The organism is Gemella massiliensis (assembly GCF_900120125.1).
GTDB lineage: Bacteria > Bacillota > Bacilli > Staphylococcales > Gemellaceae > Gemella > Gemella massiliensis.
The window spans coordinates 440,786-457,206 of record NZ_LT635546.1 but is presented as its reverse complement, the minus strand read 5'-3'; the positions used below and the strand labels follow the sequence as shown (position 1 = coordinate 457,206).

The 16,421-nt window shown below is 31.0% G+C and carries 12 protein-coding genes; 11 read left to right on the top strand and 1 reads right to left on the bottom strand.

Annotation, left to right across the window (positions count from 1 at the left end):
* The first annotated feature begins 1 nt into the window (after window position 1).
* From purC to BQ7358_RS07115, 9 genes are all read left to right on the top strand, one after another.
* Window positions 2-709 (top strand): phosphoribosylaminoimidazolesuccinocarboxamide synthase, encoded by a 708-nt coding sequence (gene purC, locus BQ7358_RS07155; protein ID WP_062173405.1) that lies wholly within the window; start codon window positions 2-4, stop codon window positions 707-709.
* Window positions 696-2,162: an amidophosphoribosyltransferase gene (gene purF / locus BQ7358_RS07150; protein ID WP_062173407.1), complete on the top strand. Its 1,467-nt coding sequence runs from the start codon at window positions 696-698 to the stop codon at window positions 2,160-2,162. Before purC ends, purF begins: the two co-directional genes overlap by 14 nt.
* A complete protein-coding gene (gene purM, locus BQ7358_RS07145; protein WP_062173409.1) occupies window positions 2,146-3,150 on the top strand; it encodes a phosphoribosylformylglycinamidine cyclo-ligase in 1,005 nt (334 codons plus the stop codon). Before purF ends, purM begins: the two co-directional genes overlap by 17 nt.
* Window positions 3,147-3,710 carry a phosphoribosylglycinamide formyltransferase gene (purN, locus tag BQ7358_RS07140; RefSeq protein WP_062173411.1) on the top strand — a complete coding sequence of 188 codons (564 nt, stop codon included), beginning with the start codon at window positions 3,147-3,149 and terminating at the stop codon, window positions 3,708-3,710. The genes purM and purN overlap by 4 nt, the downstream gene beginning before the upstream one ends.
* Complete coding sequence (gene purH / locus BQ7358_RS07135; protein WP_062173413.1) at window positions 3,707-5,227, top strand: bifunctional phosphoribosylaminoimidazolecarboxamide formyltransferase/IMP cyclohydrolase; 1,521 nt, start codon at window positions 3,707-3,709, stop codon at window positions 5,225-5,227. Before purN ends, purH begins: the two co-directional genes overlap by 4 nt.
* Window positions 5,228-5,229: 2 nt before the next feature.
* Window positions 5,230-6,465: a phosphoribosylamine--glycine ligase gene (purD, locus tag BQ7358_RS07130; RefSeq protein WP_062173415.1), complete on the top strand. Its 1,236-nt coding sequence runs from the start codon at window positions 5,230-5,232 to the stop codon at window positions 6,463-6,465.
* A 120-nt stretch (window positions 6,466-6,585) separates the two neighbouring features.
* Window positions 6,586-7,890, top strand: a complete 1,305-nt coding sequence (gene purB, locus BQ7358_RS07125) for an adenylosuccinate lyase (protein ID WP_062173417.1) — start codon at window positions 6,586-6,588, stop codon at window positions 7,888-7,890.
* A 56-nt stretch (window positions 7,891-7,946) separates the two neighbouring features.
* Window positions 7,947-9,602 (top strand): formate--tetrahydrofolate ligase, encoded by a 1,656-nt coding sequence (locus tag BQ7358_RS07120; RefSeq protein WP_072520407.1) that lies wholly within the window; start codon window positions 7,947-7,949, stop codon window positions 9,600-9,602.
* A 472-nt stretch (window positions 9,603-10,074) separates the two neighbouring features.
* Window positions 10,075-11,361 carry an adenylosuccinate synthase gene (locus BQ7358_RS07115; protein WP_062173419.1) on the top strand — a complete coding sequence of 429 codons (1,287 nt, stop codon included), beginning with the start codon at window positions 10,075-10,077 and terminating at the stop codon, window positions 11,359-11,361.
* 116 nt (window positions 11,362-11,477) lie between these two features.
* On the opposite strand, the gene BQ7358_RS07110 is transcribed toward BQ7358_RS07115, so the two are convergent.
* Entirely contained in the window at window positions 11,478-12,329 is an 852-nt protein-coding gene (locus BQ7358_RS07110) for an RluA family pseudouridine synthase (RefSeq protein WP_062173421.1), read from the bottom strand.
* Between the two features lie 96 nt (window positions 12,330-12,425).
* On the opposite strand from BQ7358_RS07110, the gene BQ7358_RS07105 reads away from it, so the two are divergent.
* Window positions 12,426-13,457 carry a threonine aldolase family protein gene (locus BQ7358_RS07105; protein WP_062173422.1) on the top strand — a complete coding sequence of 344 codons (1,032 nt, stop codon included), beginning with the start codon at window positions 12,426-12,428 and terminating at the stop codon, window positions 13,455-13,457.
* A gap of 166 nt (window positions 13,458-13,623) precedes the next feature.
* The gene (locus tag BQ7358_RS07100) at window positions 13,624-16,203 is read left to right on the top strand and encodes an ATP-dependent Clp protease ATP-binding subunit (RefSeq protein ID WP_062173424.1); all 2,580 of its coding nucleotides are present in this window, start codon (window positions 13,624-13,626) and stop codon (window positions 16,201-16,203) included.
* The last annotated feature ends 218 nt before the right edge of the window (window positions 16,204-16,421 follow it).

Below are 16,421 nucleotides of genomic sequence, written 5' to 3'. Positions count from 1 at the left end.
AATGAAATTATTATATGAAGGAAAAGCAAAACAATTGTTCGAATGTGCTAATGATGATGAAATTTACGTTCACTACAAAAATAGTGCTACAGCATTCAACGGCGTAAAAAAAGAAGAGTTTGAAGGGAAAGGAGTTTTCAATAATACCATTACTTCATTAATCTTTGAATACTTAGAAAAAGAAGGCATCAAAACTCATTTTATAAAAAAAATAAATGAAACAGATCAACTTTGTAAACATGTAACAATTATTCCGTTGGAAGTAATAATTCGCAATATAGTTGCAGGCTCAATGGCTAAAAAATATGGTATTGAAGAAGGAAAAAAATTGATAAAGCCGATTTTTGAACTTAGTTATAAAAATGATGAGCTTAACGATCCGTTAATTAATAACGATCATGCCGTCGCATTGGAAATTGTAACGGAAGAAGAATTGGAAAATATAAGAATGCAAGCACTTAAAATTAATAGTTTACTCCAAAAATTATATTTAAAAGCCAATTTAATTTTGGTAGATTTCAAAATAGAGTTTGGTCGTGATAAGGATGGAAATATTATTTTAGCTGATGAAATTTCTCCGGATACTTGTCGCCTATGGGACAAAGATACAAATGAAAAATTAGATAAAGATAGATTTAGAAGAGATTTAGGTTCGGTGATGGAAGCTTATGAAGAAGTTTTAAGGAGATTAGAAGATGCGAGGGATTAATGAAGAGTGTGGTGTGTTCGGTATTTGGAATCATCCATCTGCAAGTAATGTTACGTACTTTGGATTACATAGTTTACAACATCGCGGTCAAGAAGGGGCTGGAATAGTTTCACGCGATAATAATACTTTAAGAGGGTATCGAGATTTAGGTTTGGTTTCAGAAGTATTTCGTGATAAGGAAAAATTAGAACATCTTGTAGGTAACAGTGCAATAGGACACGTTAGATATGCAACATCAGGTAACAATAGTATTCAAAATATTCAACCTTTCTTATACCATTTTTATGATATGAGTGTAGGCGTTTGTCATAACGGTAATTTAATTAATGCTAAAACTTTACGACGTGAATTAGAACAAGATGGGGCAATTTTTCACTCATCATCAGATACGGAAGTTTTAATTCATTTAATAAGAAGAAGTGGTAAATCAACATTTAAAGAACAATTAAAAGAAAGTTTACAAAAAATTAAGGGCGGTTTTACGTATTTGCTTTTAACAAAAGATGCTTTATATGGTGCAGTAGATCCAAATGGTTTAAGACCTTTAGCAATAGGAAAAACAAAGAACGGAGCATATGTGGCAGCTAGTGAAACCTGTGCTATTGATGTTGTAGGTGCAGAATTTGTTTGTAATGTCGGTGCGGGAGAGATGGTTATAATTGATGATGATGGAATTCGTATTGAAAAATATACCAATAACACTTTGGTAGCTATTGCTGCTATGGAGTATGTCTATTTTGCACGTCCTGATTCAAATATTGCAGGAATTAATGTTCACTCGGCACGAAAAAGAACCGGACGCCGCTTGGCTAAGGAACAACCAACTCCGGATGCCGATATGGTTATTGGAGTACCAAACTCATCATTATCAGCAGCAAGTGGCTATGCAGAAGAAAGTGGACTACCTTATGAAATGGGATTGATTAAAAATCAATATGTAGCTCGTACCTTTATTCAGCCAACTCAAAAATTGCGAGAACAGGGAGTTAGAATGAAATTATCCGCTGTTAAAGGCGTGGTAAAAGGTAAGAGTATTGTAATGGTAGATGACTCAATTGTAAGAGGAACTACAAGTAAACGTATTGTTCAATTACTTAAAGAAGCGGGCGCAAGAGAAGTACATGTAAGAATAGCCTGTCCTCCACTAATGTTTCCAAGTTTTTACGGAATAGATATTTCAACAACACAAGAATTAATTTCAGCTAATAAAACAATAACAGAAATTAAAGAAATAATAGGAGCTGATTCGTTGGGATTTTTAAGTGAAGATGGTTTAGTAGAATCAATAGGTCTTAATTATGATGCACCATATACAGGGTTATGTATGGATTGCTTCAATGGAGATTATTCGGCAGGGTTATATGATTATGAAGATAATTACATAAGTTCAATGACAGATATTCAAAAAAAATTTTTACAAGAAAGGGGTAAAAATAATGAGCAAAAAATATGAGGAAAGTGGTGTTAGTTTACAAGCCGGATACGAATCGGTAGAACGTATAAAAAAACATGTAGAACGTACAAAAAATTTGGGTATGATGTCAGCAATCGGGGGATTTGGCGGAGCATTCGATCTTAGTGCTTATAACTTTAAAAATCCCGTTTTAGTAAGTGGAACTGATGGTGTAGGAACTAAATTAAAGTTGGCATTTGAATTGAATATTCATAATACTATCGGTATTGATGTAGTGGCAATGTGTGCCAATGATATACTTGCTCAAGGCGCAATACCTTTGTTTTTCTTAGATTATTTAGCTGTTGGGAAAAATTATCCTAAACAGGTAGAAGCTATTGTTGAAGGTGTAGCTGAAGGTTGTATGCAAGCCAATTGTGCTATAGTTGGTGGAGAAACAGCGGAAATGTCCGGTTTTTATGAAGATGGCGAGTATGATATTGCAGGTTTTTGTGTCGGTGCACAAGAAAAAGAATTGTTACTTAATCCCGAAAATACTAAAGCCGGACAAGTAGTTATCGGTTTAGCATCTAGCGGTGTTCATTCAAACGGTTTTTCATTAGTAAGAAAAATCTTAAAAGATAATAATATCAGTTTAAATGAAAAATTTGAAGATAGTACAATAGGGGAAACTCTTTTAACACCTACAAAAATATATGTTAAAGAAGTTTTAACGGTTCTTAAAGAAGTAAAAGTAGCAGGAATTGCTCATATAACGGGAGGGGGCTTTCATGAAAATTTGCCACGCTGTTTAAAAGATGGCTTAGGAATGAAAATTATCAAATCTTCTTATAGCGTACCAAAAATTTTTAACTTTCTAGCAGAAAAAGGTGGTATAGACGAAGAAGAAATGTATCATATTTTTAATATGGGTGTCGGTATGGTACTTGTAGTAGAAAAAGAAGATGTAGGAAAAACTTTATCTTTATTGGATAATTCCTTTGTTTTAGGAGAAGTAACTAATGAAAGTGGAATAAAAATAATATGAAGAAAGTAGCCATTTTTGCATCAGGAACAGGTAGTAATTTTGAAAAAATAGCGGATGATAAACGTTTAAAAGAAAAAATGGTAATAGAACTATTAGTATGTGATAAAAAAAATGCTGCAGTTATTAAAAAAGCACAAGCTAGAGGTATTCCAACCTATGTTTTTTCTGCAAAAAATTTTTCGACAAAACAAGACTACGAAAAAGAAATTTTTGAAAAAGTTAAGAATTTTGATTATATCTTTTTAGCAGGATATATGAGAATTATCTCTCCATACTTTTTAGAAAATTATAAAAAAACAATCTTAAATCTACATCCGTCATTGTTGCCAAAATACAAAGGGAAAGACGCCATTAAACAAGCATTTAATGCAAGAGAAAATAAAATTGGTATAAGTATTCATTATGTAAATGAAGAATTAGATGGTGGTAGGGTAATAGCCCAACGTTCGTTAAAAGTATCAAGTGACGATACATTAGAAACAATAACTGAAAAAATCCATAAATTAGAGCATGAACTTTATCCAAATGTTATTTTAAAACTATTAGAGGAGGAGCTATGACAAAAAGAGCATTAATTAGTGTAAGTGATAAAACGAATATTGTAGAATTTGCGAAAGGTTTAGAGAAATACGGATATGAAATTATTAGTACAGGAGGAACATTTACTCATTTAAAAAATAACGGTGTTTCATGTATAAGTATTGAAGATATAACACATTTTCCTGAAATTTTAGAAGGACGTGTAAAAACACTGCACCCTAAAATTCATGGAGGATTACTTTCAAAACGTGGGAACAAATTACACAATAAGCATATAAGAGAAAATAATATAGAATATATAGATTTAGTTTGTGTAAATTTATACCCTTTTGAACAAACGATAAAAAAAATTGATGTAACTGAAGAAGAAATTATTGAAAATATTGATATTGGTGGCCCCAGTATGTTAAGAAGTGCTGCAAAAAATTTTAATGATGTGGTTGTAGTAACTGATATTGCTGATTACGATAAAATTTTGAAAGAATTAGAAAATGGTAGCATTTCTTTATCAACACGACGTTCTTTAGCAATAAAAGTATTTAATACAACAGCAAGTTATGACGCAGCTATTGCAAATTATTTTAATAAAAAAGATAGCTTAGTTCCGGAAAAATTAACAATTTCGTATAAATTACAAGATACTTTACGTTATGGAGAAAATCCGCATCAAAAAGCACATCATTATGTTCAAAATAACAATGAAAGTTATGCACTGCACAATGCCGTTCAATTACATGGCAAAGCGATGTCTTACAATAATATTCAAGATGCAAGTGCTGCATTAGATATATTGAATGAATTTGATGAAACTACTTGTATTGCTGTTAAGCATATGAACCCTTGTGGTGTTGCTGTCGGTAAAGATGTTTTTGAGGCGTATAGTCGTGCTTACGAGGCAGATCCTGTATCAATATACGGTGGTATTATTGCGATTAATGGAGTAATCGATATTCGTACGGCTGAAAAAATGAGTAAAACTTTCTTGGAAATTATTTTGGCTAATGATTATGAGAAGGAAGCGTTGGATATATTGACTAAGAAGAAAAATTTACGTATTTATAAGTTAAGCGAAAAAAACAATAATTCAGTTGAACAAATTAAAAGTGTTCGTGGAGGCATACTGGTTCAAGATTTTAATGACAAACTTGCTGATGAATATATAGATGTAACTTATAAAAAAATTACCGCTGAACAACAAAAAGATATAGAATTTGGGTTAAAGGTAGTAAAACATGTAAAATCAAATGCTATTGTGGTAGTGAAGAATTCTCAAACTTTGGGAATCGGAGCAGGACAAATGAATCGTGTCGGTTCATGTAAAATTGCTCTTGAGCAAGCCGGAGAAAAAGCAAAGGGTGCAATTTTGGCATCAGATGCGTACTTTCCAATGCGTGATAGTGTAGATTTGGCAGCTAAATATGGAATTTCAGCAATAGTTCAACCGGGAGGTTCTATTCGGGATCAAGAAAGCATTGATGCTTGCAATGAGAAAGGAGTGGCAATGGTCTTCAGTAAAATTCGCCACTTTAAACACTAATTATGGCAAAAGTATTAATAGTCGGTAATGGCGGAAGAGAACACGCTATTGCATATAAACTTTATAAAGAGGGTCATGAAATATTTATGACAGAAATTAATCCTGCGGTCGAAGAGTTTGGAACGTGCGTAACAATAAATGAAGACCAAATACCAAGTTATGCAAAAGAAAACAATATAGACCTAGTATTTGTCGGCCCGGAAGTACCATTAGTTAATGGACTTATTGATAAACTTCAAGAAAAAGATGTTCGTGCTTTTGGACCAAGTAAAAAAGCTGCACAATTAGAAGGAAGTAAAGTATTTTCAAAAATGATGATGAAAAAATACGATATTCCAACTGCTAAATATGAAAGTTTTAGTGATTATAAAAAAGCTAGTGAATATTTAGCTGAACAACAAGTGCCTATAGTTTTAAAAGCTGACGGTTTAGCAGCAGGTAAAGGTGTTATTATTGCGAATACTTTAGAAGAAGCACAGTATGAATTAAAAGAAATGATGTGTAATTCCAAGTTTAATTCAGCAGGTGCTAAAGTCGTAATTGAAGAATTTCTTCAAGGAGAAGAATTTTCATTAATGTGCTTCGTTTCGAATAAAAAGGTTTATCCAATGGAAATTGCACAAGATCACAAGCGAGCTTTTGATAATGATCAAGGGTTAAATACCGGAGGGATGGGAGCTTATACTCCGCTGAAAAAAATCACTGTAGATGACATAAAAGAAGGAATTGAAAAAGTAGTTCAACCTATTGTTAATGCAATGAGTGACGAGGGGATGCCATTTTACGGCATTTTGTATGCCGGGCTTATGAAATGTAAAAACGGTATTAAAACTATTGAATTTAATGTTCGTTTTGGAGATCCTGAAAGTGAAATATTATTACTGAAATTAGAGAGTAGTTTGTATGATATTGCTAACAATGTGATTGATGGAAAAGATATTGAACTAAAATGGAACAGTGATGCATTTATCGGGGTGGTAATGGCAGCTAAAGGTTATCCGGAACATAGTGAAAAAGGTGCAATAATTAAAGGTTTAGATAAAGTATCGACACCCGTTTTTCACATGGGAACAAAAAAGGTATCCGGTGAAATTGTTATAAATGGCGGACGTGTTATATTAGTATGTGCAAATGGAAAAACCTTGCAAGAAGCACGAGAAAAAGTATATAATGAAATAGAAAAAATAGAATGTAAAGAACTATTTTTCAGACGAGATATAGGTCATTTATCCTTATAAAAAATGTGTTAGTATATTAGTTTATTATTGATGTTAATAATTTTTAATATACATAATAATTGTGATAAAGTTGATTGTTTATCCCACAGTATTTTTATTAATGGCAGGAGATTATTTTAAATGATTGAAAGATATAGCAGAGAAGTAATGCGTAATGTTTTCAGTGATGAAAATCGCTTTAAAGCATATTTAGAAGTTGAATTATATGCTACCGAAGCATGGAGTGAACTAGGAGTTGTTCCGAAAAAAGATGTGGAAAAATTATTTACCAATGCAAAATTTGATTTAAAAGGAATTTTTGAATTGGAAAAAGAAACAAAACATGATATAGTAGCTTTTACTCGCAATGTATCAAGTTACTTAGGTGATGAAAAAAAATGGATACACTACGGTTTAACATCAACAGATGTAGTTGATACTGCATACGGATATTTATATAAACAGGCAAACGATATTTTGTATCAAGATTTATTAAAATTTCAAGAAGTATTAAAAGAAAAAGCATTGCAGTACAAATTTACTCCATGTATTGGACGTACTCACGGAGTTCATGCCGATATAAGTAGTTTCGGATTAAAGTTTGCACTATACTATGATGAATTTAATCGTCATCTTAAACGTTTTAATGAAGTAAGAAAAATCATTGAAGTAGGGAAAATTTCCGGTGCAGTAGGAACATTTTCTAATACGCCACCGGAAGTACAAGACTATGTATGTAAAAAATTAGGAATAGAGTCAAGTAACATTTCGACACAAACTCTACAACGTGACAGACACGCTGATTACTATGCGACATTGGCATTAATTGCAAGCTCTATTGAGAAAATAGGGGTAGAAATTCGTCACTTGCAAAGAACAGAAGTTCGTGAAGCAGAAGAGTTCTTTTCAAAAAATCAGAAAGGTTCCAGTGCAATGCCACACAAACGAAACCCTATTTCAAGTGAAAATATGGCGGGTTGTGCCAGAATTATGCGTGGTTATATGCTAGCTGCTTATGAAAATATTCCTTTATGGCATGAACGTGATATTTCACATTCAAGCGCAGAACGTATTTTAAGTAATGATGCAACAACATTGTTAGATTATATGTTAAATCGTTTTACAAATGTTGTAAAAAATCTGACAGTATTTACCGATAATATGATTAAAAATATTTATGCAACTAATGGGGTTATTTTTGCTCAAAGAACTATGAGTAATCTAATTAAAAATTATGGATTTTCTCGCGAAGAAGCATATGATTTAGTACAACCGTTGGCAATGAGATCATGGTTCGAAAATATTCCATTTAAACAATTATTAGAAGAAAATGAAATTATTCAAAAAACGGTATCAAAAGAAATATTGGACAGTTGTTTTGACCTAAATGTTCATTTGATAAATATTGATAAAATTTATAAACGTGTCCCGGGATTGGAAGAATAATTTAAAACATCGTGATTTATATAAAAAATAACCCTTATAGAAAAGAGGTATGATAAATGAAATCAGATTTTCAAATTTCAAATGAATGTAAAAAACAAGATATTAAAACAGTGGCAAATAAATTAGGAATAAGTGAAAATGATTTGATTTTATATGGTAATTATAAAGCCAAAATTCAAACAAAAAATATAAAGAAAAATATTAAAGAGGATGCTAATTTAATCTTAGTAACTTCAATCAACCCAACATCAAGTGGAGAAGGTAAGTCAACTGTTACCATAGGGTTGTCAGATGCTCTAAATAAAATTGGTAAAAAATCGTGTGTAGCGTTACGTGAACCGTCATTAGGCCCTGTATTAGGGAGAAAAGGTGGTGCAGCAGGTGGAGGATATGCACAGGTTGTTCCTATGGAGGACATCAACTTACACTTTACCGGTGATATGCACGCTATTACAACCGCTCATAATGCAATAGCAGTTCTTGTTAATAATCATGTATTTCAAGGTAATGAACTTGAAATTGATAAAATTATTTTTAATCGTGTAATGGATATGAATGCACGTGATTTACGTCATATAAAAATCAATGTAGGAACAGAATTGGAACGTAGAGATGGTTTTGATATTACAGTTGCCAGTGAAATTATGGCGATTTTATGCCTATCAGAAAATCTTGGTGATTTAAAAGAAAAACTAAGTAATATATTAGTAGCTTATAATAAAAAAGGAGATCCGGTATATCTTAAGGATTTGAAGATTGAAGGGGTTATTACTTCTCTGTTAAAAGATGCAATTAAACCTAATATTGTTCAAACGTTAGAAAATAATCCGGCTATTATTCATGGAGGTCCGTTTGCGAATATTGCTCATGGCTGTAACTCAATTTTGGCAACAAAAACAGCTTTGAAATATGCAGATTACGTTATTACAGAAGCGGGATTTGGAGCAGACCTTGGTGCTGAAAAATTTTTAAATATAAAATGTCGTAAGGCAGGTCTTAATCCGAAAGCTGCTGTAGTTGTGGCTACTATTAAAGCATTAAAACTTCATGGTGATATTGAAGAAAAAAACTTAAAAGAAGAAAATTTAGAAGCATTGGCAAAAGGGGTAAAAAATTTAGAAAAACATATTGAAAATTTACGAAAATTTAATTTACTGGTTATAATAGCCCTAAATGTTTTTATTACTGATACAGTAAAAGAACTGGAATTTTTAGAAAATTGGGCAAAAGAAAAAAATGTTGAATTTTCTCGTGTAGAAGTTTGGGAAAAAGGTGGCATAGGCGGAATAGATTTAGCTGAAAAAGTAGTAAAAGTTGTAGAAAGTAATGATAAAAAGTTAAAATTACTGTATAAAGACGAAGTATCGATAATAGAAAAAATCGAAACTATCTGTCGTGAAATCTACGGTGCAGATGGTGTAAATATTACTGATGAAGTAAAAGAAGAAATAGAAAAAATCGAAAAGTTAGGTTTCGGAAATTTACCGGTTTGTATGGCGAAAACACCATTATCACTTTCTGATAATTCAAAATTGAAAGGTCGACCACATGGATTTAATATTACAATCAGTGATGTAAAACTACGTAGCGGAGCAGGATTTGTGGTAGCGTACGCTAATAAAGTACTGACAATGCCGGGATTACCAAAAGTACCAAGTGCATTAAATATCAATATAGATGAAGAAACAGAAACAATTTTAGGAATATTCTAAAATAATTAATCAAATAAGTATAATATAGAAAGTAGAACCGGAAAATAAAGTAGCTCTGTGTCAAGTATGGGGTATGAGAAAAAATAAGGATAAAATGCTAAGCAACATGATGTTGCTTAGCATTTTTCAAATAGTTTTTTAAACTCCAATTCATTTCTATATATTATTGTATAGTGTATATCACGATCTCCTTCGTAGTTAGATTTAATATAGTATCCAACTCCTATATAATATACTAGATATAAATAGGAAATGATATTTTAATATTTCGTATTTATTTAAAGTAATTTATACACAGTTTATATATAATAATCGTTTTTTATAATAAAAATAACAAAAAAATTATGTAAATTCACTTTTATATTATATTTTACACAATTTTTTATAAAATTATAAAAAAATGTTCGCAAATATCCGTATTTGTGGTATAATAATTAATGGAAAAAATAATAGCTTTCAGGAGGCACAACTAATGTCAATAATTGTAGTAGTAGGTTCACAATGGGGTGATGAAGGGAAAGGTAAAATCACCGATTTTTTAGCAGAGCGTGCTGATGTTATAGCACGTTATCAAGGTGGTAACAATGCAGGACATACAATTAAGTTCGACGGTAAAACTTATAAACTACAACTTATTCCATCCGGTATTTTTAATGATGAGAAATTATCTGTTATAGGTAATGGTTTAGTAGTTGATCCGAAATGGATTTGCGGTGAAATTAACCGTCTAAAAGAAAGTGGTGTAACATGTAACGGTTTAAGGATTTCTAACAGAGCACATGTAGTATTGCCATATCACTTGAAACTTGATGAAGTAGAAGAAGCAAGACGTGGGGACAACAAAATAGGTACTACTAAAAAAGGTATCGGGCCATGTTATGTAGATAAGTATAAACGTTGTGGAGTACGTATTGCTGATTTATTAGATAAAGAATTATTTAAGAAAAAATTAGAACAGAATCTGAAAGAAAAAAATGAAGTATTTGAAAAAATTTACGGTGTTGATGGTTTTACAGTTGAAGAAATTTTTAACGAATATTTTGAATACGGAAAACAGTTAGCACAATATGTTACCGATACATCAAAAGTGTTAGGAGATGCTCAGAAAGAAAGAAAAAATATTTTATTTGAAGGAGCACAAGGGGTAATGCTTGATATTGACCATGGGACATATCCTTATGTTACATCATCAAATCCAAGTGCCGGCGGAATTACTATAGGTAACGGTTTTGTTCCGACAAACGGTTTTAAAGTCCTTGGCATTTGTAAAGCATACACTTCTCGTGTAGGTGACGGACCATTTCCAACAGAATTATTTGATGAAGTTGGGGATACAATTCGTGAAGTGGGACATGAATATGGAACGGTAACAAAACGTCCACGTCGTATAGGTTGGTTTGACACTGTTGTAATGCGTCATTCAGCACGTGTGTCAGGTATGACAAACTTATCGGTCAACTGCCTTGATGTATTGTCAGGTCTTAAAGAAATAAAAATCTGTACAGCTTATGACTATAAGGGAGAAATTTTAACAGAGTATCCTGCAAATGAAAATATTATAAAAGATTGCAAACCAATTTACGAAACATTATCAGGTTTTAACGAAGATATTACCGGTATATCATCATTAGAAGAACTACCTACCAATGCAAGAAAATATTTAGAAAAAATTGAGGAATTGGTGGGTGTAAAAATTTCCGTATTTTCAACCGGACCAGATAGAACACAAACGCACTTGTTAGAAGATTTGTGGAAATAAAAAATTAATGTAATTGTATGGTAAATACGAGATATAAAAAGGAAATCAACCTCTAAAACTTATCTAAGTTTTAGAGGTTGATTTTAAAGAATAATCTCATATAAATTTTATACACATTATAAATAAAATTCATCTTCTAATTGTGACATAATAGTAATATTTTTATTAGTAATCGGGTGTTTAAATTCGACTTTGAATGCTCCTAAATACATTTTATCGTATTTATATCCATCATTAGAATACAATCTGTCACCTATAATCGCCGATTTTAAATGTGCTAGATGAACACGAATTTGATGAGTTCGTCCTGTATCCAATGAAAGTGTAATAACATAACGTTCATTACCTATTTTTTTACAGTTAAGAATATGAGTTACTGCTGATTTTCCGTTATGAACAACAACCATTTTATTTTTTTCACGTCTATCACGACCGATATTTGTTTTAATAGTCTGCGGAGTGAGATTATTTTTTATTAACGCATTATAATAACGTTTTATTAAGCGTTGTTCCAACATTAAATCAAGTTTTGCCTTTACAAAAGGGGTTTTAGCAAAAATAACAAGTCCACTCGTATCAACATCTAAACGATGTATCGGCTCAAGATATATATAATCACTAATCAAGAAGTTAACAAGTGTATCATTTTCTACATCAATATCATTAGGGTGCGTTTTCATTCCAGCCGGTTTCGATACTACAAGAAAATAATCATCTTCATATTCTTTAATAATATCTAATGAAGTATTTACGATATATTTTGATTGTACAAAAAATATATTAATAATTAATATATCATCTTTTTTTAACGGTGTATTTAAAGTTGCAGGTTTTTTATTAATTATTATAGTTTCTTTATTGTGATGGCTATTCATGCGAATGGCGTGAATATTTTTTTTAGATAATTTTAGGAAAATTTTTAGGTATTGTTCTACATTTTGGTAACTATGTAAAATTTTAAAATTCATATTATACTCTTTCTACTGTTTATTGATTAATAAGTTTATTTATTATATAATATTTTTTGGATGATATAAACTAAAAAGGATATAAGGAGATACTAAATGACATTATTTTTTGTAAATGATTATGGAAGAGGTGCTCATCCAAAAATATTAGAGCAACTTACCCAAACAAATTTAGAATCAGAATATGGTTATGGAATGGATAGTTATAGTGAACTAGCAAAAGAAAAAATTCGACTTGCATGCGAAAAAGAAGAGGCTGAAATTTATTTTTTAGTCGGTGGAACACAAACAAACGCTGTTGTAATAAAATCTTTACTACGTTCTTATGAGGGAGTAATTGCAGCAAATACAGGACACATCAGTACCCATGAAGCAGGCGCAATTGAATACACAGGACATAAAGTAATAGAACTACCTAATTATAATGGTAAATTAAGGGCTGAAGATGTGGAAGAGTATTTTGATACATTTGGCAAAGATGCCAATCTTATGCATATGGTAAAACCCGGTATGGTTTATATCTCATATCCTACGGAATACGGAACACTATATAATAAAGAAGAATTAACAGCACTGCATACAGTATGTAAAAAATATAATGTACCTTTATTTGTAGACGGCGCACGTTTAGGTTACGGTTTAATGGCTAAAGAATGTGATATAACATTTAAAGAATTTACTGACTTGTGCGATGTTTTCTATATCGGGGGAACAAAAGTAGGAGCATTATGCGGAGAAGCGGTTGTTTTTACTAATAAAACCATAATACCGGCAAATTACATAACAATTATTAAACAAGCAGGGGCATTGTTAGCTAAAGGTAGACTTCTTGGTGTACAATTTGATACATTATTTACCGACAATTTATATTTTAATATAAGTAAACATGCTATCGAAATGGCAGAGTTATTGAAAAAAGGTTTAAAAGATAAAGGTTATAAATTCTACATTGATTCACCTACTAACCAACAATTTATTATTATGGAAAATAGTAGAATGGAAAAACTTAAAAAAACCGTTCAATTTGCAAAATGGGAAAAATATGATGATTCACATACAATTATCCGCTTCGTCGTAGATTGGTCAACTAAAAAAGAAGATGTAGAACAACTAATAAAAATATTATAAAATGTAAAAATTAAAAATTAAGCATTAATTTTGCTTAATTTTTAATTTTTTTTAAAAAAAATCATTGTCAAAAAAGGTCAAAAGTGATATAATTGGATTAAGGTCAAAAAAGGTCAAAATAATTGATCTTTTTTACTAAATATAAAATAATTTAAGGAGATTTACTATGGATATTAATAGTTTTACAAATAGTGTTAAAGAAATATTAGCAAAATCTTCACAACAAGCAATAGAGAAAAAAAGTCAAAGTATTACGAGTGAAATGTTTCTTTACGAAGCATTATCTGGTAATAATTTATATAGTGATATATTAGGAAGAATAAATATTGATAAAGCAGGATTATTGAACGATTTAAAAAATGAAATCAATAAAATAAGTGCCGTAGACGGAGAGAATATACAATATGGTGGTTATTTAAGTAATGATTTAAATGTTTTATTAGTAGAGGCTGATAAATATAAAAACAAATATGAAGATAAATTTATCTCATGTGAGCATATAGTGCTGGCAAGTTATGTAAAAAATAGTATTGTAAAAAAATATGTGGATAAAGTAGCAACATTAAAAGAATTGTCAATTATAATTGATGATATCAGAGGAGGGAAAAAAGTAATGAATGAAAATCCTGAAAATAATTACGAAGTATTAGAAAAATATGGTCGAGATTTGGTAGACGAGGCGAAAAACGGTAAAATTGACCCTGTTATCGGACGTGATGAAGAAATACGTAATGTAGTACGAATTTTATCACGTAAAACAAAAAATAATCCTGTGTTAATCGGAGAACCCGGTGTAGGTAAAACGGCGATAGTAGAAGCATTAGCACAGCGTATTGTTCGTGGTGATGTACCGGAAAGTTTAAAAAACAAAACAGTATTTGAGTTAGATTTAACCAGTTTGGTAGCCGGAGCTAAATATCGTGGTGAATTTGAAGAACGTTTAAAAGCCGTATTAAAAGAGATTAAAGAACAAGAGGGGAAAATTATATTATTTATCGATGAAATTCATATGTTAGTCGGAGCCGGTAAAACTGACGGCGCGATGGATGCGGGTAATATTTTAAAACCGATGTTGGCGCGTGGAGAATTGCACTGTATAGGGGCAACCACTCTTAATGAATATCGCCAATATATCGAAAAAGATTCAGCGTTAGAACGTCGTTTCCAAAAAGTATTAGTTAAAGAACCGACTGTAGAAGACACTATTTCAATTTTACGTGGTCTTAAAGAACGTTTTGAAGTTTATCACGGAGTAAAAATTTCTGATAGAGCAATAGTAGAAGCCGCCGAATTATCTAATAGATATATAACCGATAGATTTTTACCGGATAAGGCTATCGATTTAATTGACCAAGCATGCGCAACAATAAAAACGGAAAATTCTTCTAATCCTGCTGAACTGGATACTATTAATCGTAAAGTGATGCAATTAGAAATTGAAGAAAAAGCACTAAGTAGTGAAGATGATGAAATTTCACAAAAACGTTTGTTACACTTACGTGAAGAATTAGCAAATTTAAAAGAAGAACAAAATGCTTTACAATTACAAGTTGATAATGAAAAAGAAAAATTATCGGCAGTTAAAAATTTACGTGAAAAAATTGATAAGGTAAAATTGGAGCTAGAACAAGCACAAAATAGCTATAACTTAGAAAAGGCATCAGAGTTGCAATATTCTACCTTGCCAAAATTACAACAAGAATTAAATGAATTGGAAGAAAAGTCGAAAACAGAAGAATATAAACTTTTAAAACAAGAAGTAACAGAAGATGAAATCGGTTTTATCGTAAGCCAAATGACAGGTATTCCTGTAACACGTTTGGTCGAAACAGAAAAAGAAAAATTACTACATTTAGCAGATACAATCCATAAAAAAGTAATTGGTCAAGATGAGGCGGTAGAGAGCGTTACAAATGCAATCTTACGTTCACGTGCAGGAATTGCAGATCCAAATAGACCAATAGGTAGTTTTTTATTCCTTGGTCCAACCGGTGTAGGTAAAACAGAACTAGCTAAAGCATTGGCGCTTAATTTATTTGATGATGAAAAAAATATCGTTAGAATAGATATGAGTGAATATATGGAAAAACATTCAGTAAGTCGTTTAATAGGAGCACCTCCGGGATATATTGGATATGAAGAAGGAGGACAATTAACAGAAAGTGTTCGTCGTAATCCATATAGCATTATTCTAATGGATGAAATAGAAAAAGCTCACCCTGATGTGTTTAACATCTTGCTTCAACTACTGGATGAAGGTACGTTAACAGATTCTAAAGGTGTTGTCGTAGATTTTAAAAATACTATAATTATAATGACATCAAATATAGGCTCATTAGAACTATTAGAAGAAGTTAAAGATGGACAAATTAGCGAGCAAACACGTAAAAATGTAACTAATCAACTATATGCTTACTTTAAACCGGAAATTCTAAATCGTATGGATGATATTATTATCTTTAAACCGCTTACTCAGGATAATATTAAAGGTATAGCAAATAAATTATTAAATGAGTTGGTTGTTCGTTTAGAAAATAAAAATATTATATTAACTTATACAGATCATGTGGCAGAGTGGGTTGCAACAGCAGGTTTTGACATAAAATTTGGTGCAAGACCGCTTAAACGTTTCATTCAAAGTCAAATTGAAAATAAACTGTCAGTAGAATTAATTCGCCATGGTATTGAAGATGGTATGGAGATTAAACTTGATTATAATAATGAATTATTAATTAATATAAAATAATATAAAAATAATTTCATTATATCGGAGATATTTAGAAATATTTATCTCCGATTTTTTATTAGATAAATCAATTAATATTATAAATTAAAACAGATGTGGTATGAAATTATAGAATAAGTATAAAAAATGGATTTCTCTAAATTATGAATTTTACTTTTATTTTTTTATCTTTTTATAGTATAATCATATCAACGATTAATCATAAGTTAGGAGGAATA